23 protein-coding genes are annotated in these 26275 nt (G+C 36.1%); 7 read left to right on the forward strand and 16 right to left on the reverse strand.

The features are described 5' to 3' along the window. Positions 1-35: 35 nt before the first annotated feature. A complete protein-coding gene (locus DN393_RS06270) occupies positions 36-1511 on the reverse strand; it encodes an MDR family MFS transporter (RefSeq protein WP_098111565.1) in 1476 nt (491 codons plus the stop codon). Between the two features lie 142 nt (positions 1512-1653). On the opposite strand from DN393_RS06270, the gene DN393_RS06275 reads away from it, so the two are divergent. Both DN393_RS06275 and DN393_RS06280 read left to right on the forward strand, forming a co-directional pair. After that, entirely contained in the window at positions 1654-2229 is a 576-nt protein-coding gene (locus tag DN393_RS06275) for a TetR/AcrR family transcriptional regulator (RefSeq protein ID WP_098111566.1), read from the forward strand. A gap of 206 nt (positions 2230-2435) precedes the next feature. Beyond that, positions 2436-3323, forward strand: coding sequence for a DMT family transporter (locus DN393_RS06280; protein WP_149173372.1), 888 nt, complete (start codon positions 2436-2438; stop codon positions 3321-3323). 169 nt (positions 3324-3492) lie between these two features. Here the strand turns inward: DN393_RS06280 and DN393_RS06285 are convergent, their stop codons facing one another. Then, entirely contained in the window at positions 3493-4260 is a 768-nt protein-coding gene (locus tag DN393_RS06285; RefSeq protein ID WP_149173373.1) for a TSUP family transporter, read from the reverse strand. A 110-nt stretch (positions 4261-4370) separates the two neighbouring features. Here DN393_RS06285 and DN393_RS06290 point away from each other — a divergent pair, with 110 nt between their 5' ends. Further along, the gene (locus DN393_RS06290) at positions 4371-5156 is read left to right on the forward strand and encodes a TrmB family transcriptional regulator (protein WP_098111569.1); all 786 of its coding nucleotides are present in this window, start codon (positions 4371-4373) and stop codon (positions 5154-5156) included. A gap of 96 nt (positions 5157-5252) precedes the next feature. Here the strand turns inward: DN393_RS06290 and dnaB are convergent, their stop codons facing one another. Continuing rightward, positions 5253-6539 carry a replicative DNA helicase gene (gene dnaB / locus DN393_RS06295; protein WP_098111570.1) on the reverse strand — a complete coding sequence of 429 codons (1287 nt, stop codon included), beginning with the start codon at positions 6537-6539 and terminating at the stop codon, positions 5253-5255. Continuing rightward, positions 6536-7396 carry a DnaD domain-containing protein gene (locus DN393_RS06300; RefSeq protein ID WP_098111571.1) on the reverse strand — a complete coding sequence of 287 codons (861 nt, stop codon included), beginning with the start codon at positions 7394-7396 and terminating at the stop codon, positions 6536-6538. Before DN393_RS06300 ends, dnaB begins: the two co-directional genes overlap by 4 nt. A gap of 372 nt (positions 7397-7768) precedes the next feature. Here DN393_RS06300 and DN393_RS06305 point away from each other — a divergent pair, with 372 nt between their 5' ends. Continuing rightward, entirely contained in the window at positions 7769-8737 is a 969-nt protein-coding gene (locus tag DN393_RS06305; RefSeq protein WP_088047914.1) for a ParB/RepB/Spo0J family partition protein, read from the forward strand. Positions 8738-8830: 93 nt separating this feature from the next. Here the strand turns inward: DN393_RS06305 and DN393_RS06310 are convergent, their stop codons facing one another. From DN393_RS06310 to DN393_RS06340, 7 genes are all read right to left on the reverse strand, one after another. Then, on the reverse strand, positions 8831-11272 hold the full coding sequence (locus DN393_RS06310) for a DEAD/DEAH box helicase family protein (protein WP_098111572.1): 2442 nt from the start codon (positions 11270-11272) through the stop codon (positions 8831-8833). After that, the gene (locus tag DN393_RS06315) at positions 11265-11591 is read right to left on the reverse strand and encodes a nucleoside triphosphate pyrophosphohydrolase (protein WP_088047916.1); all 327 of its coding nucleotides are present in this window, start codon (positions 11589-11591) and stop codon (positions 11265-11267) included. Before DN393_RS06315 ends, DN393_RS06310 begins: the two co-directional genes overlap by 8 nt. 232 nt (positions 11592-11823) lie before the next feature. Next, the gene (locus DN393_RS06320; protein WP_088047917.1) at positions 11824-14724 is read right to left on the reverse strand and encodes a DEAD/DEAH box helicase; all 2901 of its coding nucleotides are present in this window, start codon (positions 14722-14724) and stop codon (positions 11824-11826) included. 109 nt (positions 14725-14833) lie between these two features. Then, on the reverse strand, positions 14834-15235 hold the full coding sequence (locus DN393_RS06325; RefSeq protein ID WP_000739609.1) for a (deoxy)nucleoside triphosphate pyrophosphohydrolase: 402 nt from the start codon (positions 15233-15235) through the stop codon (positions 14834-14836). A gap of 224 nt (positions 15236-15459) precedes the next feature. Further along, positions 15460-16428, reverse strand: a complete 969-nt coding sequence (locus tag DN393_RS06330) for a tripartite tricarboxylate transporter substrate binding protein (RefSeq protein WP_142315404.1) — start codon at positions 16426-16428, stop codon at positions 15460-15462. After that, positions 16425-17102, reverse strand: a complete 678-nt coding sequence (locus DN393_RS06335; protein ID WP_064473743.1) for a response regulator — start codon at positions 17100-17102, stop codon at positions 16425-16427. Before DN393_RS06335 ends, DN393_RS06330 begins: the two co-directional genes overlap by 4 nt. Further along, positions 17074-18711 (reverse strand): ATP-binding protein, encoded by a 1638-nt coding sequence (locus DN393_RS06340; RefSeq protein ID WP_149173374.1) that lies wholly within the window; start codon positions 18709-18711, stop codon positions 17074-17076. The genes DN393_RS06335 and DN393_RS06340 overlap by 29 nt, the downstream gene beginning before the upstream one ends. A gap of 224 nt (positions 18712-18935) precedes the next feature. Between DN393_RS06340 and DN393_RS06345 the strand changes: the two genes are divergently transcribed. Beyond that, on the forward strand, positions 18936-20258 hold the full coding sequence (locus DN393_RS06345) for an MFS transporter (RefSeq protein ID WP_149173375.1): 1323 nt from the start codon (positions 18936-18938) through the stop codon (positions 20256-20258). Positions 20259-20774: 516 nt separating this feature from the next. After that, positions 20775-21722 carry a class A beta-lactamase BlaIII gene (blaIII, locus tag DN393_RS06355; RefSeq protein WP_088047922.1) on the forward strand — a complete coding sequence of 316 codons (948 nt, stop codon included), beginning with the start codon at positions 20775-20777 and terminating at the stop codon, positions 21720-21722. Between the two features lie 145 nt (positions 21723-21867). On the opposite strand, the gene DN393_RS31435 is transcribed toward blaIII, so the two are convergent. From DN393_RS31435 to DN393_RS06375, 5 genes are all read right to left on the reverse strand, one after another. After that, a complete protein-coding gene (locus DN393_RS31435; RefSeq protein WP_002159080.1) occupies positions 21868-22026 on the reverse strand; it encodes a hypothetical protein in 159 nt (52 codons plus the stop codon). Between the two features lie 601 nt (positions 22027-22627). Further along, a complete protein-coding gene (locus DN393_RS06360) occupies positions 22628-23032 on the reverse strand; it encodes a hypothetical protein (protein WP_064473739.1) in 405 nt (134 codons plus the stop codon). Between the two features lie 259 nt (positions 23033-23291). Continuing rightward, on the reverse strand, positions 23292-23579 hold the full coding sequence (locus DN393_RS06365) for a hypothetical protein (protein WP_098537929.1): 288 nt from the start codon (positions 23577-23579) through the stop codon (positions 23292-23294). A 173-nt stretch (positions 23580-23752) separates the two neighbouring features. After that, positions 23753-24730: an ornithine cyclodeaminase family protein gene (locus tag DN393_RS06370; protein ID WP_149173376.1), complete on the reverse strand. Its 978-nt coding sequence runs from the start codon at positions 24728-24730 to the stop codon at positions 23753-23755. A 26-nt stretch (positions 24731-24756) separates the two neighbouring features. Further along, positions 24757-25809, reverse strand: a complete 1053-nt coding sequence (locus DN393_RS06375; protein WP_149173377.1) for a proline racemase family protein — start codon at positions 25807-25809, stop codon at positions 24757-24759. Positions 25810-25898: 89 nt separating this feature from the next. Between DN393_RS06375 and DN393_RS06380 the strand changes: the two genes are divergently transcribed. Then, positions 25899-26141, forward strand: coding sequence for a YflJ family protein (locus tag DN393_RS06380; protein WP_141478163.1), 243 nt, complete (start codon positions 25899-25901; stop codon positions 26139-26141). Positions 26142-26275: the final 134 nt, after the last annotated feature.

Raw genomic sequence — 26275 nt, forward strand, 5'->3', positions numbered from 1 at the left:
CTTTATCTCTTAAAGATGTCTTTTTTATATAAACCTTAATTCTCGTTCTGTAAAACCCTCGCTGCCTTTACTCCCTTTTTCTCTTCTTTTAAAAACAACGATACGATAAACGCAACAATGATAAAGATTAACCCTAGTGTAAATGCACCTTGGAACCCTGAAGTTAAACCGTTTAACTTCTCCACTGGGTCCATTGGATTTGCGGAACTTTCCATATACTGAGTTGTTCCTGAAGACATTTTTGAAATAAAGATAGCCGTTCCAATTGCGCCAGCTACTTGTTGTAACGTATTAAACATTGCCGTTCCGTGCGGATATAAATCTGGTGTTAATTGATTTAAACCGTATGTTTGTACTGTCATGACAAACATGAGTCCAACCATTAATACGCTATGCATGACAATAATTTGTACCATTGATGTATCAGGAGTAATGCCTTTAAATAAGAACATTGCAATTCCTACTAACACAATGCCGGGAACGATAATAACTTTCGGACTAAATTTATCAAATAGTTTACCTGCGATTGGTCCCATTATGGCGCTAATAATACTTCCTGGAAGCATGATGATTCCTGATTTAAAAGCTGTAACGAGTAAAACTGTTTGCAGGAACATCGGTAATAAAGTCATCGTTGAAAATAACGACATCATCACAATGACGATCAATCCAACTGATATTGTAAACATCGGAACTTTAAATGCTCGTAATTCTAAAATTGGATTCTCAATTTTCAATTGTCGAACGACAAACATACATAATGAGATAAGCCCAACAAGTAAAGTGCCATACACTTTCGCATCAGACCATCCTAAATCACCCGATGCACTAAAGCTATACACAAGTCCGCCAAATCCTAATGTCGATAAAACGATAGATGGATAATCTACTTTTGGTCTTGTTAACTCTGAAACATTTTGAATGTACTTCATTCCAATCATAATGGAAATGATCACGATAGGAATAACAATATAGAATAACCAGCGCCAATTGAGTGAGTCTACGATTACTCCAGATAATGTAGGACCAATTGCTGGAGCTGCCATCATGACAAGTGCGATTAATCCCATTGTGGCACCACGTTTTTCAGGCGGACAAATAAGTAAAATCGTATTCATTAATAACGGTGAAATTAACCCCGTCGCTACAGCTTGGACGATACGGCCGATTAATAAAACGGAAAATGTCGGTGCAAATCCCGCAATTAATGTACCGACTAAAAACGTTACCATAGCGATCAAAAACATTTGTCTCGTTGTGATCCATTGCTGAAGTAACGCTGTAATCGGGACTAAAACACCAACTACTAACATGTAAGCTGTAGACAGCCATTGAATCGTTGAAGCCGTTACGCCAAATTCTTTCATTAATACGGTTAACGCATTACCAAGTAACGTTTCGTTTAATAATGCAACCATTGCCCCTAAAAGTAATGCAATTAAAATCGGGGTATGTTTCATATTAGAAGTATCAACTTTGCCACTTACAGGGCTCTTAGTTGTCATATTCATATGCAAATTCTCCTCCTATTTCTTACTTAAAAAGCTTTAAATAAACCCGAACACATGTAATATAATATACATATGTAGATTAAAAAGGGAGAATCAATTTTCAGCCATTGTATATTTAATCTACAAAAAAGGAGAATTGTAGATGAACGATAGTGAAAAACAACTTGATTTACGTATTAGACGTACACATAAATTATTGTGGGATTCCTTATTTGAATTAATGACGCAATCAAAACAGAAATATAGTACCATCACGATTAATCAAATATGTGACCGCGCGATGGTACACCGAACAACCTTTTATAAACACTTTGAAGATAAAGATGCTTTATTAGCCTTTGGATTTAAACGATACAGCAAGATGATTGCGGGAATACCGGTTTCAGATCGATTAAGCAAACCATTTCAAGTAATGGAACAATTTCTACACCATGAAGAAATCGGTAAAATATTAGAGACGCAAATGTCTGATGAACAATTTATTAGCCGGACACAGTATTTAAGTCACGAAACGAGAAAACAAGAAATAGAAGCGTTACATCAACTTTGCAAAAACCATACAATGCCAAATGATTTAATCATTGAATTTTATTCCGGGGCAATCACCTCATTAAGCGCATGGTGGTTTAAAAATGAAAGAAGCGTTTCTGCTGATGAAATGGATAGGTATCTCCACCAACTTATTAACAGGGATATTTTTCAGTTTGAAGAGGAATAACTTCACCATCAAAAAAACGCCTATATGAAATAGGCGTTTTTTGTACATACTACATACCGATTTTCTTCAAAAGTGGATGAAAAGGCTTCATCAATGAAATAAAACGTCGATAAATTTAAGTTACAAATATTCAGAATTAATATTAAAATTAAAAATGGGGATAGGGGTATGGGATTATAAATTTTATACATAACGAGGGAATAGAAATGAAACTACAATTAAAAGCGGATTTAGGGCTACTACTAGTTACATTCTTTTGGGGTGCATCCATCTTACTTACAAAAGTTGGACTTGAAGGCATCGAAGAATACAATTTAATCGCATTACGATTTATTATCGCCTTTCTTTTATCAGGTTTAATATTTTACAAACATTTATTCAAATTCGATTTTAAAACGGTAAAATATGCATTTATACTCGCTTCTGTTTTATTTATCGTTTACATTTTCGCGACATTCGGCACAAAGTATACGAGTGTTTCTAACGCTGGTTTCTTACTATGTCTCACAGTCATTTTCATTCCGATATTATCAGCTATATTTTTAAAACACATTCCGGAAAAGAAAGTTATAATAGGAATCATTTTAACGATAATAGGAATCGGCTTATTAACATTAACTAGCGAATTCAAGATCGGTAATGGCGATATATTTTGCATATTGTCTGCCTTATTTTATGCGATTCACGTCATCATTACTGGTAGCGTAACAAAACATGTGAACTCCATTGCACTTGGAGTCATACAACTCGGTTTCGTCGGCCTATTTAGTCTTATTTTTTCATTCATTATCGAAACGCCAAAACTGCCTAGCACAACCAACTCATGGCTCATCATCCTAGCCTTAAGCATATTTTGCACCGCAGTCGCATTCATCGTGCAAGTAATCGCCCAGCAATACACGACGCCTACACATACAGGACTTATCTTCTCATTAGAACCTGTCTTTTCCGCAGGCTTCGCTTTCGTTTTCACAGGTGAAACGCTCACTGGAAAAGGATATTTAGGGGCGACGCTTATATTAGTGAGTGTATTGATTGCTGAGGTGGATTTTAAGGGGTTGTTGCGGGTTAATTATAAGAAGAATATGGAATAGTTATTTCGCTAAAGTACATAAACATACCCCGAAAATATTCGTTTGTATTATTTTCATCCTCTTACCTTAATTTTTTTAGATGCTATCTTTGAATAAGGTAGCATCTAAAATATGTTACAAAGAATTATTATATTTATGTAGCCTGCATAGCTAACCTTTTCTACATTACTTACTGCACATAGTCATACAGATTTTTCGCTAACAATAAACAAGTTACTGTAATGAAAAGAGCACGAACATACCCGCTACCTTTTTTTATAGCAAATTTGGAGCCAACAATCCCTCCAGCAATTTGAGCAATCCCCATTATAAAACCATACGCATAGTTTACTTGCCCTACATACATAAACATCAACAATGCCCCAACATTACTTCCTAAATTAAGAAGCTTCGCATTACCTGCTGCTTTTAAAAAATCATACCCGATAAATAAAAGAGAAAACATTAAAAACGAACCTGTTCCAGGACCTAGAAATCCATCATAAAAACCAATAACAAAAACAAAAAAAGTAAAAATAATGACGTGTCGACCAGACAATTTCTTATGAGTGGAAATACTACCCCAATCCTTTTTGAATATCGTATAAATAGCCACCGCACCAAGCATGATCAGCATCAATGGCTTCAGTACTTCTGGGTTCATTAAATGAACGGTCCATGCCCCTATTATGGAACCTATGAAAGTTAGTGGAACTAATTTAAACGCCGATTTCAAATCAAGATTACCAGAACGATAAAACACAATATTACTAGTTGCACACCCCATTGTAGACGCTAGTTTATTCGTTGCTACTGCACTTGCTGGATTCAGTCCTGTAAATAATAAAGCGGGTAAGGCGATCAGTCCACCACCTCCTACAACTGAATCAATAAATGCAGCTAAAAATCCAAAAGCAATCAAAATAATTAATACTGATGGGTCTAAAGAAAACTCCATACTATTAACCTCCCGTTTAGTCACTATCAGAATAGTAACTAATAATTTGCTAAATGTAAACAGTTATTGTAACGTTGAAATATAAAAGCAAACATCGGAGGACGAAAAAAGTGGACTACATAGTGCAACAGCTTAAAAAAATGGGTTTTAATGAATATGAAGCTAAATCTTATGTATCTCTTGTTAAACAAGGGCCTGTCACAGCCTACCAAGTGAGTAAGGATTCAGGTATCCCAAGAGCACGAATTTATGAGATTTTAGGTAACCTTGTAGAAAAAGGAATTGTCATGAAGGAAGAAATAAATGACACCACTCGCTATTCACCTCTACCTGTTGAAATCTTTTTACAAAAGGCTCAATCAGAATGGCAGTCTACGTATGAAGGAATCAGTGACTCATTAAAAAAACTAGAAACTTCCGAGGAAAAAGCGGATAATCGAGTGATTACTTTAAAAGACAATAAAACAATCATTAGCTATTGTCAGACATTAATAAAAAAAGCAGAACAACGTATTGTCATTTCAATGTGGGATGAGATGTATGAAGCATTAAAAGAGGAACTATCTGCGGTAGCTGATAAAGTTACAATACAAGGTATTACCCTACATGTTGAAAATCCAATTAAAAATTTAGAAGCCCATCGTATCACACCCTATACAGAAACTCTGTCTACAGAACATTGGTTTATTTTATCCATAGATTCTAAAGAGATGATTTATGGACCATCACTTGAAGAGCGTAATGTTGCCTTTTATACAGATGATCCGGTTCATATATACCTATTAGAGGATTATGTGTGGCATGATGTGTTAGTGAACCGACTTGTCCGACTTAGCCAAGACGATTTGGAACAATGGATTACTACAGAGAGAAAATCCTTCTTTATGGGGAAATAAGAAACATATTCAAAGGATCAAAAAATAAAGCATAAGTGAATGAAATGGAACACTTATGCTTTATTTTATTTACAAAGTGATGCTCAAGTCTTTTAACTATTTCCCCTCCACAAACCGCCCAAACTCCTTCAAGAATCTCAATTTAAAACTCCCCACAGGCCCATTCCGGTGCTTCGCCACATGAATCTCCGTCATCTCTTTTTGCATTGTTTCCTTATCATAATAATCTGCACGATACATAAGCATAATGACATCCGCATCTTGCTCAATTTGTCCTGTCTCTCTTAAATCAGATAAAAGTGGACGCTTATCTTGCCGTGCTTCTACGGAACGAGATAATTGCGACAACGCTACTACACAAACATTTAATTCACGTGCTAATACCTTAAGCTTACGAGAAATTTCACTAATCTCTTGAAATCGATTGCCCTTATGCTTCGGATCGCCCGTAATAAGCTGCAAGTAATCTACAATAACTAAAAGCTTTTTATCCCCATGCTTCCTCTTTAACTTACGAGTTTGCATCCAAATATCTTGCACCGAAATGCCTGCGTTATCGTAAATTTCAAATGGTAATTCCCCAATCTCCGCAAACGCCTTGCTCACCTTTTCCCAGTCCTCTAATGCAAAACGATGCTTCGGATTTTTCAACCTACTTCCTGACACTTCGCCCACGCAAGACGCCATCCTTTTCAGCAGTTGCTTACTACTCATCTCTAATGAAAACAATCCAACCACCGCTCCAGACTTCGCCGCATGCAGTCCTACATTTAGCGCAAACGCAGTCTTCCCCATAGAAGGACGCGCACCAAGGACAACAAAATCACCTTCCTGCAATCCGCACGTCATCTTATTTAACGATATATAACCAGTCTCAATACCAGTATTCTCTTTCGTATCTTGATGAAGCTCTTCATACAAACCAACTAACGCATCCTTCAAATCAAACTCACATACACAGTCCTTTTCCTCTAACTCACAAAGTGCCGTAATCGTCTCACCAATAATTTTCTCATTCTTCTCCGCAATAAGACGCTCCCCCATCTTGTGCCCGAGAACACCCGCCTGATACATTTTCCAGGCACCTCGAACAAGCCCCTCATAATAAGAGAAGTTGGCAGTTGTAGGCACACCATCCATTAACCCTATAAAATACTCCATTCCCCCGATCCCCTCTAAAAACTTCGGATCCACCCTAGAAATGAACGTCACAAGATCAATCGGTTGCCCCTCTTCTTCCATTTTTCGCATTAACTGAAATATAGACTTATGCACTGACAGAGAAAAATACTGCTCCGTCAAACGGCACTCCTTAATAAGCTCTCCATCAAGTAATAGAGAACCTAACACCGTCTTTTCCGCCTCCACATTTTGAATACTCATGGACGCCACCCGCGCTCCGCTAAAAAGCGCTGCAACTCTTCCTCAGACGGCGCATTCTTCTCCCACTCCTCACACCTCGCCAAAAACTCCTCTGTCTCCCCCGTACTAACAGACGAATCCTTCTTCCTAAAGCTCGCCGTATCCGCCTCAACCTCACATACTTTCGTAAATCCTTTCCCGTGCCTGCCCCTCAAAATCCCCTTCACATAAGCAACCGTCCGCTTATTATTCTCAAACGCAATTTGAAGAGCCTTCAGCACAAGCTCCTCTGACAAATCTTCCATCCACGCACTCAATTCCTCCACAGTATGCGGAGACAAACTACCAAAATGTTGCTCATAAAAAGAAAACACGCGACTTCCCGATTCTTCCTCTATAACCTCTTCTTCCTCTGCCTTCTCACAAACCGGCTCTACATCATCCACAGCCAAATCACCAGGCATACTGAAATGCGCTAAAAGCATCGGAACATTCAGCTCCTCCTCTACGCACTTCTGAAGAAACATATGTACAAACTCCTTATTCTTCACACCCTTAAGCTCACGAAGCACACACTTCTCCACATTCGTATTCGTCACAGGATTATAACGAAGCCAATTTAAAACGAATAACTCCCGCGTATCCGCATCATAAAGAATCTTCCCATAATCAACAAAGCGCTGCACAAGCTTATCAACAGTCTCCCGATTATAACCAGTCTCCATCTCAGCTAACCGCTTCGGAAAAGGAAAAATCCCGCACTGCGTCGTCTTCGAACAAGTCAACAAATACACATAAAAATACCGCTCCTCCGGCGTCAAATCCAAAACAAAATCATCCTGCCAAAAATTCACCTGCACAGTACGATACACCGCCATCCCAATTCCTCCCATTCTCATTCAAAAATGAAAATTTCCTCTTTGTACTATATATAGGAAGGAGGGCCGGGTTTTTGGCGTGTTATTTCAAAATTTTTTTCGACTCCTACTACGGTGTTTGTTGGTGTTTTTGTTTTGTTGTGTTTTTTCTTAGTGATTTATTACTTGGTAGGGGCTTGTAAGGGGCTTATGAGGGGCTAGTTTGATTAGGAGAGTTCTGTTTTGGAAGGTGCTTCGTTCTTCTTTTTAGTATCTTAAACTTATTCGCTCTCTTTGTACTACCTGCAACAATAAATTTATAAGTTAAGTAATCGTACAAATTACCTTTTGAATATCCATTAATAACAACCTAAAATAAGTGGGTGGTTTATTTTGAAATTTAAAAATATCTCTTTAGAATATATTAAACTAGAAGATGCATTCCGAAAGAATTTAGAGGATTTTAGTCTTGCTACAAGCATTAAACAAAATGGATTAATAGAACCACTTATTGTAGAAGAAAAAAATCCAAATTGTTTTATACTGGTCGAGGGTTATCGTCGTTTTTGGGCTTTAAAACATTTAAATGTTCCATTCGTAACATGCAAAGTGGAACAACTCACCTCAAAAGACTCTAGGGTTCTAAAACGTCTCCGTGTTGAATTAAAATCCAAGAAAAAAACAGGTTATGAGGTAGAACGAATGATTAGTTTTCTACTTGATAATGGTTATACAGAAGAAGGTATTGCTAAGCAATGTAACATACAAAAAAAGACTGTAAGAAAATACATTAACGGAAAAGATGTTAACACTCATTGGAAAAGTAGAGCAGAGCAATCTAGAGCTGGAATACATGGGTTAACTGAGATCCATCATTTAACAAATATACATCCTGAAAATAAAGAATACGTAGCTGATATTTATATTAAACGCAAAATAAATGCTAACAATGTAGAAAGTATAAAAACACTTACCAAGTTAGATGAATTTAATAAATCCTCAAAGAATTTTCAAAGAGACTGTATTAACGATATGATCGGCGATGAAAGTTTAAATAACGAAAGACTGAAAGATATTGTTTTTACAAGATCATTAAAACAACAATACACTCTCTCAGTACATCAATATGTATTTGATAAAGTTCTCCGTCTATTCGATAAAGTAATAGATAGTTGCTGTCATAACTTTGTTAATCACCTTACTCCCGTACAAAAGAAAGATTTACAAAGAAAAATAAAAATAATTTCTAATAAAATTGGATTACCTCCTCCTTCATCCACCCCTCCCAAAAAAATATTTTCCACTTCTATTAAAAAGCATCAAGAACATACAATACTAGTGAACATCAATAAGAAATCTTAAAATTCTACTCAATACTGTAATCTATTCTGTTTTTTCGAAAAAACAGTGCCATCCATATTATTTAGATTTTATCAGTTAATAAAACAGCAACGCCTACTTCAACGTTGCTGTCCTTCTTTCAAAATATGTATGAAGACGATACTCACATATCTCTTTCGTCCATTCAAATAAAAGTTCTTCGTCTGCTTTTCGAATATCCATATTTAGAGAAAATGAGTTTTCATCAAATGATAGTAAACCTTTCGAACTATCGCTCCACTTTGTCATTGGCATTGTAGTAATTAATTTACTAACTTTTTCTTCATCATAATCCCACATACGCTGTGCCTGCTTATCACTAAAATCAATTCGCTTACGGTATTCTTTTTCCATTAAAAACTGATGGAAGAATGGTGCAACTTCTCCTGGTGAAATAGGATGGTACCAGCTCTCTTTCCCGCGTTGTAACATCGCTAACAGTAACAGCATTTTATAGCTTTTTGCCATTCCTGTCTTTTCAACTTCTTGTAACCACGCTTCATAATGTAAAAATACTGCTTTTTCCTGTGCTGTTAGTTCATCATTCCATGCTAAAAAGCCGACATATGATTTAAACTCTTGGCGATATTCTTTACTTTCTTCTGTACCAAGCTTATGTAGTTCTAAATATGTCGGTCTACGTCCAAGATCCATTTTTACAGTTTGATAGCTATGCTGCAGTTTTTCTTTTCTCGGCATTTTCTTTTTCATCAATTCATCTAATAACTGCTTTGCTTCCAATTCAAACTCTACTGTACATCCAGCTGGCAATATGTTTTGTGTGCCGTTTCCTCTTGTCTTTCCATCATCAACTCGAAGCATTTGCATTTTTATATCTGCATTTCGGTAATTAGCAATTAAATCTATTACAACGCAGGACTCTTTTTGTTCATGTAATCGTAATCCACGACCAATTTGCTGTGTAAAAATCGTTAATGATTCTGTCGGACGCACAAATAAAAGTGTATCAACAGATGGAATATCAACACCTTCATTAAATAAATCTACTGTGAAAATAGCATCTAGCTCATTACTATCCAGCCGTTTAATTGCATCTTCTCTCGAAATATCTTTTGTTTCCGAATGAAGCGAGATTGTATTATATCCATTCTCATTAAAGTATGTAGATAAAAAGACTGCTTGCCTAATACTTGAACAGAAGACAATAGTTCTCGTTTTCTTATATTTCTTCCAAGCCTCTAAAATGTTTAAGGCTAGTTCCTCTCTTAACTGAACTTGTGCAAGTTCCTCACGATCATACTTATTACCTATCCAACGTATTTGCGAATAATCAGTCTCATCATGTACTCCATAATAACGAAACGGAGATAACCACCCACGTTGAATCGCCTCCATAAAATCAATACGGTATGCAACATTCCCATCACAAATTGAATAAATATCTCGAAAGTCATTACGATCTGGTGTTGCCGTTATTCCCAATAAAAAATTAGGTTTAAAATAATCTAGTACTCTTTGATAACTATTTGCTGCCGCATGGTGGAGCTCGTCTACAATAATAAGGTCAAAATCATTAGGAGAGAAGTTTTCTAAATGGCGCTTTCTACTCAACGTTTGAATAGATGCAAAAACAACATCCTTCTCGCCCTCTTTTTTCTTTCCATTATAAATTCCTGTAGTCTTATTATCGATTACACGCAGAAAAGACCTTTCTGCCTGATTTAATATTTCTTCTAAATGTGCAATAAATAGAACTCGTTTAAAACGTCCCGTAAAGAAAGCCGCTAAATACGTTTTGCCAAGCCCTGTCGCCATAACAACCATCGCTTTGTTGTATCCTTCTTCCAGTACATTCTCTAATTGTTCTAACGCAGGGATTTGTGCAAAGCGTGGCGCAATCTTAGTTTCATATACAGCAGATTCCTCTAATTCAACTTCTACTCCTGAACTCGCAGAATAATCCTCTTGTCCAGACGGCATCATCATTTCAATCTCTTCTTGCTTTGTCCAAGTTCGGATCAAATTCGAATGAGTTGTATGAAATCCTTCGTACTCTTTACGATATTGTTTAATTGTTTCTACATTAATAGACTGAGTTGCTTCATTCATATGAATATGTAAAAATTGATCAATTGCCTCTGAAAAAGCTTCCTCTCCAACACTCTCTTTTACAAGCAAACTCCACTCCACACCACTTGTTAATGCAGAACGAGACATATTAGAAGAACCAACAATCATAACCCCATCGCTCTCACGCTCAAATAAATAAGCCTTCGGATGAAATGATTTCCCCGCACTCTTCCATAATCGAATCTCAATGTCAGGATGAATTTGATACAATTTCTCTAAAGCATCTGGCTGTGTAATATACAAATAATCTCCTGTACAAATCTTAATATCCACATTTTTTTCTGCTGCTCCCCTCAAGAGAGGGGCTAACACATTTACCCCCGATTTCATAACAAACGAAGTTAAAATGTAAATCGATTTTGCATCATCCATATATCGCTCTAACTTATGGATTAAATTATTCGTAACAAGCTGAACATTAGTCATCATGTACCTCAACTAAAAAAATTCTCTCCTGAAAACCACCGCGTTTTTCTGCTTTTTGTTTACGCACTTTCTCCACATCTTCTAACGTCACACCTTCATATTGAGCTAATGCATTCACTAGCTCTAACAGATCCGCTAATTCCTCTACTTTATGCTCTTTACTTTCGGCTTCTAAATACTCAGCTAACTCCTCTTGTGTTTTCTTGCTCACTTCTTCTATATATTCTTTTTCATCTAGTATTCTAGTTGTAAATGTTTTCCCGTTATTCTCGATAATTTCTGGTATGCGATTTCTTACTAATTTGTTGTAGATTGGCATTTAAATTCCTCCAGGATCAGGGTTTTAATTCTCTAATTATACCATATAAGATTTAGTGCTTTTCTTTCTGTTTGCATGCGATAGCTACTTAAACAATACATTTTAATCCAATAAATAAGGCTGTATCAAAAACATACTACGATGTCATTTTGATACAGCCTTATCTTATCTACTAATACTACTATCCCTTTAATCATTTTAGGGGCATAAAGGTATTAAAAATCAAATCTACCTACAAAACATTACCATCCTTTATATAATCATAGAGCTTATTATCAACTGGTTTCTCCATAATCATATTCATCGTAACAACCGGTAGTTTTTTTCCACTTTTATCTTGCATTTCAGTTTGTTCTACACTTGCTTTATCAGGTCTCGCTTTTCCTAAATAGTAAAAGTCGCTTCCCTCGTCATCATCTTTTTTCACAAAAATATGGACATCAATATTATTTTCTTTAGCATCAATAATTGTTTGAACTTCCTTTGACTTTAATGTTCTATTACTTCTTGTATACCATTTAAGAACATCTTGATTAAGGAATTCATCACCGTAGTTCACACTGGATTCTACCTCATCGTTTTTATGATATGTGACAAATATTGGGCAAGTAGAGTATTTGGTTTTATAGCCATACATAGTTGAAGTCTCATCAATGTGCCAATTTAAAAGTTTACATGCATCTTTTCTTGAGTATTTTTTATATATAGTAAGGTTACTATCACACTCATAGTTTTTGTTCTTTTCTTTCGCACTTTTAATGATGTCCATTACCATATACTTGAAGTATTCATTCTTTTCTAAACTTTCTCGGATTAGATCATTAAACATGTACGTATTATCTTCTTGCAATACGAGAATTGGCTTTTCACCATATTTTTTCTGGTTATTCTGTGTGAAAAAAGATAACTCAAAAACCCGCTGCACAGACGTAATCGTATCATCATCTGCTAAGCAATTAAATTTTTCAAGTTGTTTTATATACTCATCTTTATCAACTTTTTCTTGCTTTAGTAACAATTCTAATAAAACAATTTCGTTTTTACGTTTTCCGTTCAATACTTCCAATGAAAACATCGTTAAAACTTTATTTTCGTACTCTGTTAATGCAGGGACATCTTCTTTCATTTTCAATAGGAACTGATAATAGTTCGAATACCCTTCCACAAGTACAACTGGATCAATAGAATGGTTTACTATAAAGTCATATAGATATGGAATTCTCCCTATTCTATTTTTCAACTCAGCAAAAGCTTCCTTCAATACTTTCATTGCTGTTAAATTACTATTATTAATCGCTTTAAAGATTTGTTTTTTCGCTATCTCTTCAAAGTTAACTGTTGAAATACCTTTAATATAACTCGTGTCATTTGTATATCTGCGTATATTATCTTTATTTTGTGATCTATCTCCTGAAAGGGCAATCGGAATTAAATAGTTGTTTTTATAATTACCAATAAAATCAATGATCGTAACAAAATCTTTCGAATCGTGTTTTCGAAGTCCACGCCCCAGTTGCTGTATAAAAATAATACTTGATTGAGTTTGTCTCAACATAACAACTTGGTTCACACTTGGAATATCAATTCCTTCATTAAAAATATCTACTGTTAAAATATAATCAAGTATTCCATTTTCTAATTGGTTCACACGCAGTTCTCTTTCCTGTTGGGAATGATCGCTATTTAATGCAAATGTGCGAAAACCTTTATTATTTAAAGCATGTGATAATTGTTCAGCCTCATCTTTTCGGCTGCAAAACATTAATCCGGTTATCTTTTCACCAGAAAAACCATAGTATTTTACTTTTTCAACTATATGATCTACTCGTTCTTCTGTAACAAGTTTAGATAAAACTACAGTGTCATCTATCTTTTCACCATTATATTCAAAATCAGTTACTCCAAAATAATGGAAAGGACAAAGCATATCTTCTTCAAGTGCTTCTTGCAAACGAATTTCATAAGCAATATTATAATCAAATAGCTCATAAATATTAAAATTATCTGTACGTTCAGGTGTAGCGGTCATTCCCATTAAAAATTTTGGTTTAAAATAATGAATAACTCTATGATAAGAACTAGCACCTGCTTTATGAACTTCATCTATTAAAATATAATCGAATACCCCAGGATCAAATTGATGCAAAGTTTCCTCTTTTGAAATGGTTTGGATCGTCGCAAATAAATATTTAGCATTCATTTGCTTATTTGATCCTGATAAAATTCCAAAATCCTCATCTGCTCCACCAAGAACTTTTTGAAAATCTGATTTCGCTTTATTTAATATTTGCTCTCGATGAACAATAAATAGCATCCGTTTAGGTGCAAAATTTCTGACATCAAATGCTGAAAGATATGTCTTTCCCGTTCCTGTTGCAGAAATAACTAATCCTTTTTCTTTTCCAGCGTCTCGAATAGCTTGTATTTCTTTTAACGCAGCTTGTTGCATTTTATTTGGAGTAATTTTCAACGCTTCTTCAATTGAATTATGATATTGACCAGGTAATTCTATAACTCGATCTAGTAACTTATTTTCTGCAACTTGCTCATATATTGTTTCATAATTCACTATCAACTCTTCAGTTAATACTTGAGAATGTTCCCAGACTTCTTCAAATTGATTTTTAAAATGCTGTACTATCTCTCCATCTTCATGCGATGTTAACTTAACATTCCATTCATAATTTACCTTCAAAGCATGCGCAGTCAGATTTGAACTACCGACAATTAATGAACAATGTGTTTTGTTATCAAATATGTATCCCTTTGAATGAAAACCAGATAAATTTGTTAATCTCACTTCTACATTTTCAAGTTTCATTAACTCTCTAAACACTTTTGGTGTATTAAAATTTAAGAATGTAGATGTTAATATACGTCCTTTAACCCCTCTTTGTTTAAGATCAAGGAAATGCGATTTTAAAGTCGCCAGTCCACTTTCCGTAATAAAAGCTACTGAGAAAATAAAGGATGTACTATTTTCTAGCTCCTCCAACAATGAGCTTAAAACATTTTCATTTTTTTTCGTATTGTTTACTAATAATTTAGGCTTATATATTCCGGGATGACTATGTTTTTGATCAATAAACCCTTTATATAAAGACCCCTCTAATTTTTGAATAAAATTCTCCATATGATCACCATTTATGACAATTTTTTATATTAATTGTATTACTCACTGATTTAAAGTGCAATTACAATATAAAAAACCATCCGCATAAACCGGATAGTTTTTTATCAAATTACTTTACAAGCGATTCTTTTGATAACTTCTCAATAGTTGGGATATCCGCAGGTGCCCACTCTAAAGCTGCTAGTTCATTTGGATATAACCATTTAATTGCTACATGCTCAGTTAAAACCGGACTTCCTTCAACAAGCTTACAATAAAAAGTTTTCAAATGAACAATACCAAAATCATACTCATAGGCTGTATAATCAATTTGCTCACCAATCTGCACGCTACAATGCATTTCTTCATCAATTTCACGCTTTAACGCCTCTTGAGGTGTTTCCCCCTCTTCTATTTTCCCACCTGGAAATTCCCACATAAGAGGTAGCGATTTAGATGGTCCTCTTTGTGCACATAAAATTTTCTCATCTTGAACAATTACTGCTCCAACAACATAAATATTTTTCTTCATTATTTCCTCCTTAAATCTCGCAGAAACTCTATACTTTATGGTTCCACACTTTATAGACTGAAAAATGCCTTTTATATCTTTTAACGACTAATATATTTTTAATCAGTAAGCTAGATTTTATCTATCCCTATCTAGCCTTTTAATGCAATTAGCCTAACACTCTCATCTCTTTTATATTATATAGAAGTAACTACAAAAATAAAGCCTGATTGAATACTTCCCTCTTAAGCCCCTTTTTTCACCATTTCCTCATACCTAAAATCACATTCCTCCAAAAACCCCCTACTCTCCCCACTATCCTTATAATAAGAATTCCAACCCCGCTCCCTCAAAATCCCCTTCCAACTATCACTCTCAACCATCTTCTTAATAATACTATCCCAATAAGCAACCTCTTCCTCCGTCATATCTTTCGGACCCATAATTCCTTTCCAGTGCTGGAATATGACGTTGATTCCTTGTTCTTTCCATGTTGGGATTTCTGGTAGGCGGTCTAGCCGTTTTGGTGCGGATACGGCTAGTATTTTTATTTTGCCGGCTTTGTATTGCTTTTCGGCTTCGGATAGGGTCATGGTTGCGGCGCTGATTTGTTTGTTCGTTAGGGCGTTTATGATTTTTTCTTTGTTTTCGTAGACAAAAAATTGTAGTTCGGCAGGGTTTATGTCGAATGCTTTGCTTACTTGTACGAAGGATAGGTGATCGTCGTTTCCTAGGCCGGGGGCAACACCGATTTTGAAGTTTTCCTTGTTTTGTTTTAGTTGTTCCATTAGTTGTTTTGCGTTTTCTATGTTTGATTCGTTTGATACGACAACGACTTCCCAGTCTGACGCAAGTGTTGCGAGCGGTGTGAAGTCTTTATATGTTAGTTTACTGTGGCCTAGTAGGTTGTTCGTTATGAGTAAGCTTGAGTTAATCGCCAGTACGTGACCACCTTTTTGTTTCATATATTTCCATCCGACGTCACCGCTACCACCTACTTTGTTTGTGACAGTGATTGGTTTCGTGAAGATTTTTTCTTCTGTTAGCGTTTTTTGCATCGCTCGCGCCGTTAAGTCCCATCCTGCTCCTTGAACGTTTGGTGCAACGATTTCTACTTCTTCTATTTTCACTTTATTCGTGTGGGTTTTCTCTACGGAACAACCAGCTATTACTCCTGTCATGATCCATATACATAGTAATAATCGTTTTTTCATAGTCCTCGTCCTATGCGATATTTTCGTTCTGGTCGTCCGATAATGCCGTATGTGTACTCTACTGTGCATTCGTTTATCGCTACTAAATATTCTAAGTATCTTCTTGCGGTTGTTCTGGAGGCACCCATTTGTTCTCCCATTTCTTCTATTGTAATGCCCGCTTCGAATCCTTTTATAATCCCTTTCACTTTTTGCAATGTTAACGGATCGACACCTGTCGGTAAGTTTTTCATGTCTTGTGTTTGCGAAATGCCGAAGAAGTTATCAATGAGTGTTTGATTCACTTCATTGTTACTATGTAATAATTGTTTCTTTCTTTTATAGTCTTCAATTGTGCGAACGAATTTTTCTAACGTGACCGGTTTTATAAGGTAGTTGCTTACGCCGTTTCGAATTGCTTTTTCTAACATATGGTTTTCATTTGCCGCAGTAACCATAATGACATCAACGTTTGGAAAATCAGCATGGATTTTCGGCAATAAGTCTGTGCCGATTCCGTCTGGTAAATAATTATCTAATAGAAGTAAATCGATTTCTTCCCCTTGTAGTAGTTCCATCGTTTCTTTCGCGTTCAATGCTTTTCCAATCACTTTTACGTCCTTTATTTTTAATAAAAACTCTTCCTGAATTTGCGCGACGCGGAAATCATCTTCTGCAATGGCAACCTTCAACATATACCCATCCCCCTGTTTGTCTTGTACTTTCTCTCAATGTTTTCGGAAGGTAAATTGTAAAAATAGCTCCCCCGTTTTTCTCGTTTTGAATTTCAATTGTTCCCCCTAGTAGATCTACCATTTCTTTTACGTTTGCTAGTCCGTAACCACGATCATTTCCTTTCGTTGAAAATCCTTTTTGAAAAATGGTCGTGATTTTTTCAGCTGGTATCCCTGCTCCACTATCTATCACTTCAAACACAATATCGTGCCCAATATCCGTCACAAAGAAGGAAACATTCTTTTCCTCTTGCTCACTCACCGCATCAAACGCATTGTCGATTATATTTCCAAGGATCGTAATAAGGTGCGAAACTTTTATATGGTCTGGTAACGGATGAAGCGCACTATCTTCTTCAATATGAAAATCGATTTTCTTCTCAGATGCCGTTCCGATTTTCCCTAATAAAATAGCTTGTACTTTCGCATCATGAATTTGATGGAATAAAATATGGTTTTGGCTTTGATGAATATTAGATTCTTGCTGGATAAATTCAATCGCTTCTTTGTAATGTCCTAACTGAAGTAATCCCGATAAGACGAAAAGCTTATTTGTAAATTCATGTGTTTGAGCGCGTAAGTCCTCCGAATACTTTCTTACCTCAGATATTGTATTCACTAAGTTTTGCAGTTCTGTTTTATCTCTAAAACTACATACACCGCCTACAGTACTGTTATTTTCGAGTATTGGTGTCATGTTTAAAATAAACACTTTATCTTGAAACGCGATTTCTTGATCGTTTTCTAGCACTCTTTCCATATTAAATTCCGGTAAAACTTTTGAAATGTGCTGCTGCATATAATCACCATTTACATGAAGCATCTCTTCTGCCGAAGTGTTCATCATCGTAATAAAACCGTTTTGATCAATGGCGATAATTCCTTCTTTTATAGATAGTAATATCGCACTTCGTTCCCGGTATAGCGCTGCGATTTCATTCGGTTCTAAACCGAGTGTATCTTTCCGAATGCTACGTGCTAAAAGAATGCCACCAACAATGCCGGCTAATAATACAGCTAAAGAAAAGAGTATAATTTCTTTCGTTCTGCTCAGTATGTTAGATTCAATACCTTTTATTAAAAACTCTACTGTCACAACACCTACGACTTGATCGTAGTCTCCGTTATGAACAATAATGGGCGCCTTCGCCATTAAAGCAGGACCACTTTCACCATTTCCTTCAAGCGTATAATAGCCTCCAAAAGTAAGTGCTTCATAGTTATATGGATTGTTACTCTTTGTGCCAATTAACTCCGAATTAGAATGGGAATACATAACCCCAAAGCGATCTTCTATAATGACATAATCTGCACTAGCTTGCTCACGAACTTGTTCCGCAATGGATTGGATCGTACTTTTATGCTCGTTATTTTGAAACGCATCTTTTATAGCTGGCATAAAAGAAAGAGATTTAGCTGTCTGCAGTGCTAACTGTTCCACTTGGCGCTTTGTATCAACGGACTGAATGTACACAAATATTCCCGCTAATAGGAGAACGACAAATAAAATTAACGTAATAATTAAGCTTACTATTTTTGTTTGTAATGACACTTTGCGTGATTTCTTCATGCTTCATATCCTTTGATAAAATATTCTAAACTATCAATCTCCTTTTTCTATTATTATGACAAAACTAATAATGAAGCAACTATTAAAACTCTCCATGTACATAAAGTACAAAAAGAATAAAATTGTCATAATATTGAGATTTCATTCTATAGACAGTACAATTCAACTACAATAAAAACGCTTTCATATTTTACTTTTATTTCTAAGCAAGAGGAGGAATGATTATGGCTCAAGCAAAATCAAATCGAGTCGCCGGAAATATTTTCAAAGGTTCAGTCGGCAATTTAATTGAATGGTACGACTGGTACGTTTACTCTGCTTTCGCTGTTTACTTCTCAGCAGAGTTCTTTCCTAAAGGAGATCCAACAAGCCAATTACTGAACACAGCCGCTATTTTCGCAGTTGGATTTTTAATGCGCCCTATCGGAAGTTTGCTAATGGGACGTTATGCAGATCGGCACGGACGCCGGGCAGCATTAACGCTTTCTATTACGGTTATGGCCGGTGGTTCTTTAATTATCGCCTGTACACCTAGTTACGAAAGCATCGGTATTATGGCACCAATTATTTTAGTTCTTGCCCGTTTACTTCAAGGATTATCACTCGGCGGAGAGTATGGAACTTCCGCAACATATTTATCTGAAATGGCCAGTAGTGGACGCCGTGGTTTTTATTCAAGCTTCCAATATGTAACGCTCGTTGCTGGACAAATGGTTGCTTTAGGCGTTCAAATTGTTCTTCAGCAATTACTAAGCGAACCAGATATGAAATCTTGGGGATGGCGTATTCCATTCATTATTGGAGCGATGGGCGCAGTAGCTGTATTATGGCTTCGTCGCACGATGGATGAATCGGAACAGTTCGCAAACATAAAATCACAAAAACGCGAAAGCGCAGGAACTGTTCGCGCTCTTATGAAACACCCGAAAGCAGTATTAACAGTAGTCGGCCTAACATTAGGAGGCACTGTCGCATTCTATACGTACACAACATATTTACAAAAGTTCATGGTAAACACAGTCGGTCTTCCGAAAGAAATTGTAAGCTGGATTAACTTTGTCGCACTACTTATTTTCGTCGTACTTCAACCAATTGCGGGGCTACTATCCGATAAAATTGGACGTCGCCCACTATTAATGGCATTCGGTATTCTCGGAACATTACTAACAGCACCTATCTTCTTCTTTATGGAAAAAACGACAGAACCAATTGTTGCATTCTTACTCATGATGGTCGGTCTCATTATCGTTACTGGTTACACTTCCATTAACGCAATTGTAAAAGCAGAGCTCTTCCCAACTGAAATTCGCGCACTTGGCGTAGGTTTACCATATGCACTAACTGTTGCGATATTCGGCGGAACAGCTGAGTTCATCGCATTATGGCTAAAGAGTATTGGGATGGAATCACTATTCTACTTCTACGTAGCTGGATGTATCGCGATAAGCTTTATCACATATTGGCGTATGGATGAGTCATCGAAGACTTCGCAGATTGAGGCGGAGATTGGTGGTGGGGATACATTAGTTAATAATAAATCTAGCTAAAATGATGTATTCTATAATCTTCGTTTATCTGAAAAAGCATAATTCATTAATATGCAATTTAAAAACCTCTACTTATATGTAGAGGTTTTTGTATGACGAAAAAACACGTTGTTCCATTGTTATTTTACAAATCCCAAATTCTTCCTCATCTTGAAGTGGAACAAATTTATTACTTAGAGTGTCTAATAAGTGTATTTCTAATATGAGTTGTCCAGATTGGATACAACATATCCCGTTTGACATCTATTTTTATGTATTATAAAAAAATGAAAGGACTTATTATTCCCAAAAGTAAAAAACATGTATTGTAATACTTTCACAGGTGAACCATTACAAGTGGAAACAAAAAAGAAATAACGCAAACTGTGACTTATCAATCATATAAACGTTTTGGATGTCCTTTAACCTGTGAAAATTTAGCTGCAGTAGTATTGTTACCCTATGCCATCTTTAATTGCATTGGTATTTAGAATACCTAGACAAAATCCATATATTCTTGAAAGAGGTTGAAAATTTATGTTCGTTTTAAACAAGTTCTTTAACATTTTACATTACAAAAAGATTGTGCCTGTAGTATTACTTTCATGTGTATCACTTATAGGATGTTCCAATAGTAACACTCAATCTGAACCACCTAAACAAACGAATCAAGCTAATCAAATTAAACAAGAAAATACAGGTAACCAATCTTTCGCTAAACTTGAAAAAGAATATGATGCTAAGCTTGGTATTTATGCACTGGACACAGGTACAAATCAAACTGTTGCTTATCATTCAGATGATCGTTTTGCCTTTGCATCTACATCTAAATCATTAGCTGTGGGCGCTCTTTTACGCAAGAACTCATTAGAAGCTCTTGATCAAAGGATTACGTATACTCATGAAGATCTTTCTAATTATAATCCAATTACTGAAAAGCATGTTGATACAGGACTGACGTTAAAAGAACTTGCAGATGCTTCTGTTCGATATAGTGACAGCACAGCACATAATTTGATTCTTAAACAGTTAGGGGGGCCCTCTGAATTTGAAAAAACCTTGAGAGAAATGGGAGATATTGTTACTACTTCAGAACGATTTGAACCTGAATTAAATGAAGTGCATCCAGGAGAAACACATGATACCAGCACACCAGAAGCGATAGCTAAGACACTTCAATCATTTACATTAGGAACTGCACTTCCAATAGAAAAACGTGAACTATTAGTAGATTGGATGAAGAGAAATACAACTGGAGATAAATTGATTCGTGCGGGCGTACCAAAAGGATGGGAAGTAGCTGATAAAACAGGCGCGGGATCTTACGGAACAAGAAATGATATCGCAATTATTTGGCCACCAAATAAAAAGCCGATTGTTCTTGCTATACTTTCTAATCATGATAAAGAAGATGCTAAATACGATGATAAACTTATTGCAGACGCAACCAAGGTCGTGTTAAATACCTTAAAAGCTACGGAATAAATGATAATAGATTAAAAGTTTTCTATTTTAGGCGGGTGTTTTCATCAACTAAAAATTTAATAGTGCCCCAAAAATGAAATTTGGTGCTCCCCCTAAAACATCTGGACTGTAATAGCCAATTAAAAAAGTGCAAACAAAACGACCCTTAATCAGTCGTTTTGTTTGCATTTCCTTTTTCTAAAACCACAGAAAAGATAAGTACTATAGTTAACAACATAATAAACCTTACTTCACTTCCGTCACTTACAAAAAATGAATACAAAGTATACATTAAAATTAATATTCCATAAATAATTTTGTGCAATATACTCCCTCCTTTTTGCCGTATATATTTTAGTATAAAAGTTTGATTCAAGTCCTATATCCAAATGAAAATAAAAATCACCTGTGATATACACAAAGTACTTTTCTCTTGTTAATTTATCTATTTCACTATATTTATCTATTTTCTTTTTATAACTCAAACTTCTTCGAATCGTACTTTTCTAGAGTTTGCTGCAATTCATTTTGTTCATATGGAATATGTTGTGATCTGTCTGTACATCTTCAACATTTTCTCCACCTGTTAATAATCTCCTGTACTTAAAAGAGTGCCCCGTTAATACTGTTGTAATCATTTTGTATTGCCCTCCTTTTGTTTGATTACTTGTATCATAAAACAAGTATCTGAAGTTGATATGTAGTCTATCTAGAGTGTATGTAAATTTAAAAAATCTCTAATAAAATGTTTATGTTGTAACGTCACCACCAAAACTAGTGCTTCAAACACCATAATTTGAAGAGACAGTAACCCATATTCTAGCCTCAATTCCTCCTACAGTTCTATATTCAGTAAAACTAGTTAATCCCTATAATATAAAAAGAGCACCACTTTTTGGATGCTCTTCGTTATAACTATATATTATTTAATTTCCTTCTTTTGTTGGTACCATTTTTCCTTCTTGAGAGTCTGTACCCTCTGTTCTTTCAACAGTTTTTGCATGTCCTGGTTTTTCAGGGGCTCCCATTTCAAATCCAGATTGAGAATCTGTACCTTCTTTTGTTGGTACCATTTTTCCTTCTTGAGAACCTGTACCTTCTGTTCTTTCAACAGTTTTTGCGTCTCCTTTAGGAGTTGCTGGCACTGCATCTTTAGGTAAATCAAAGTCTTGTGAGAAAGACGTTGTTCCATCTGCACTCTGGGTAATTACTTGATTTGAACTACCTTCATTTGATTTTAAATTGTCCATTTTCGCATCATCTGCACCCACTGTACCTCCCGCTACCAATCCTGTACTTAAAAGTGCTCCTGCTAATAATGTTTTAATCATTTTTCATTACCTCCTGTTTATTTGTAATATTCATCAAAAAAGTATCTAGAGTTAATGTTTTAGTCATTATCTTTATCTACTTGCTTTTTGATTACATTTAGCATAAGACAAGAATCTATAGTTGATATGGACTGTATCTGGAGATTATGTAAAGAAAAATAGATGATCAATTGTATATCCTAATGGATGCTTAGACAAGATTGAAACTTTATATGAGTTTGAACAATTGAGTTCCCCTTTGTTTTTGGGTGTGAGGTTTTTAGCTGGAGTGAAGTGAGGGACTAACCTTTTCTAAAATAGCAGCTGCAGAAGCAACCTCAAATTTCGGAGACTGGTACCCTGTAAATTTTTCATATTCACATAAAAAAGCATAAAGCACATTAAAACAACACTCAAAAACACCTGTTGCTAATACATTAAACATATTTCTATCCATAAATAGAGCTTGCTTAGCATCCCTTATATTTATATTACCTCTTACATCAATAACACTACTCCCTATACTTCTCACTAAGTTGTGTCCAATATTTAGTACCCCAGCTGCCATTCACAGTACAATATCCGTTATCCGCAATCCTTACACATCACATTTGAAATGCATACACGCATCATAAACAAAAAGAACACCACAATCTCAACACACTTTCATGTACAAAAATATATAAGTCGCCAAATAAAGGAACTTATCCCCAAAATAAAAGACCACCAAAAGGCAGTCCCTCAAAACTCAATCCTATTCCCCACCCCACTCTCCACCGCTCTCTCATACAAATACTTCGCAACGATAATGTCTACTACTGCCAAACCAACTGATTTGAAAATAGTAATCTCTTCATCGTTCTCCCTACCAGCTTTTTCCCCGCCAATGATTTGACCAAGTTCAGCGTGGATGTCGCTTGCTTTGAATAAACCTTCTCGCACTGGAACTTGAAGATCACCTGTTTCTTCTAGTGCTGCTTCTTTTGATTCGACTACTACTTTATTTGCGCCCGCGATGGCGTGAGATGGTAGTTCTTGCATGTTCGGTTTGAATGAGCCGACGGCGTTTATGTGGACGCCTTTTTGTAGTTTTTCTGAGAAGACTGGTGTGGATGCGTTCGTAGTTGTGACGATAATGTCTGCTTCGCTTATTGCTTCGTTTGCATTTGTGTGAACATAAGCAGGTTTATTGAATTTCTCTTGTATATATTGCGAGAATGCATACGCTTTTTCTTCTGTTCGATTGTATAAAATGACTTTTTCGATATCTCTCACCGCAAATACTGCTTCGGCAATTCCCTTCGCCTGTTCGCCTGTCCCGATTATGCATAAAGTTTTTGCGTTATGACGAGCTAAATGTTTTGTCGCTACTCCTGATAGGGCCCCTGTTCGGATCATCGTTAAGTAGGATCCTTCTAAAAGTGCGAGCGGTTCTCCCGTTTGAAAGTCTGATAGCATAACAATCCCGTTTATCGTTTTCTTTCCTATCTTTTTGTTCTCAGGGACTACTGTTACTACTTTTAAGCCAAGTGCCTCAAGTCCTTCCGCTACTGAAGGCATAATTAATGCCGTATTTTTCTCGTTCGCAAATGGTAATGAGCCGCGAATTGGCGTGATTGTTCTTTCTGCGGAAAATTCTTTTAAAGCAAGCGCCGCGTATTCAATGACTTCGTTCATATTTACTAAGTTTCGTTGTTCGTTCGCGCTTATGACTAGCATATTTGTTCATCTCCCCCTTCTATCTTCTATCCTAACAAAAATCCCCGGTTCAAATCATCTCTCGGGTCTACAACGAACTGATGAAATCCTGTAATAAATGCATGCCCTGTTACTTTTGGAACGACAGCTTCATATGTATGTACCGCTGTTACGGACAATACTTCCCCCTCGAATTTCCCGTCAGTAATGCATTCATGGACGAAAATCTCTCCCTTTTGTAAGGCTTCTCTTTCAAAAAGAGTTGCGATTCTTGCGGAAGTTCCTGTACCGCAAGGAGAACGGTCCACTTGCCCATCAGCGAAGATCGTTACATTTCGTAAAGTTGCGTCTTCCCCTTTCGGTTCATCTGAGAAAATAACGCCATATATTCCTTTTAACCCTTCTTCAAGTGGGTGCTTTACTTCCATTTGGCTCTCGATGTAGCGCTTAATTTTACCGCCCCACATTTGAATAGCAGCTAAGTCTTTGAAATCAACTTTCAAACCAAATTCTTTACTATCCACGACAGCATAAAAGGCTCCGCCAAACGCGATATCTACCTGAAATTCATAGTCATCTATTTTAATAGGAACGTCTTTTTTGTATACAAATGAAGGGACATTTTCAAATGATACGGACTCTACTTCGCTCCCGTTATATGTTGCATACGCAATCACTTCCCCAGCAGGGCTATCAATAATGAACTTTTGTTTCTCACCTGTCACTTCAAACATACCCGTTTCAATTCCGACTGTAATAACAGCGATAATGCCGTGCCCACACATCGTACTCCAGCCTTCATTGTGCATAAATAATACGCCAAAATCAGCATGAACACTCGCAGGCGGAGTAATGATACAACCGTACATACCGTGATGTCCTCTCGGTTCATACATAAGAACTTCGCGAAGATGATCCAAATGTTCCATACAATATGCGCGTCTTTCTAGCTGCGTTTCTCCTTTTATTTCTGGCACTCCGCCTGTAATAATTCGAAGCGGTTCCCCAGCTACATGAGCATCAATCGTCGTGTACACTTTACTAACCTTCATTTCTATCTCTCCCCTATATGTTGATACTATTTTCATTGCAAATATCATGCCAATATATAGGGTATAAATTTGTATACATTGTGTAAAAAAGCATACACTACTGTCTATTTTTTTATACACGGTCCGGAAACTATTTTATGGAACACCTTGATACAACTAGGCTTATTATTTTCAATGGAAAGTTACTTCCCCCCCCAACATATACTGTTCAAAAGCAAAAAGGAAGTGATCCAATGTACTACGGAACAAAAGGATGGTACGTAGCCGAACTAAAAAAATTAGGCGTACGCTATCATGAAGGACGAAAATTAGAAAGTTACCGCGGACACGTCTTACGCAATTTATTACTTGCACAACAAGAGAAATTAAAAGAACAGTAATATAATAATGTAACGATATCGTCGATTCTCGGAATATATCGGCGATTCGACATAGGATATCGACTTACCGACAAATCCCCCTAATTCATCTATCTACACTACCAACCAATCACACATCAATACCAAACAAAAAA

Source organism: Bacillus sp. BPN334 (assembly GCF_008368885.1).
In the GTDB taxonomy this organism is placed as follows: domain Bacteria; phylum Bacillota; class Bacilli; order Bacillales; family Bacillaceae_G; genus Bacillus_A; species Bacillus_A wiedmannii.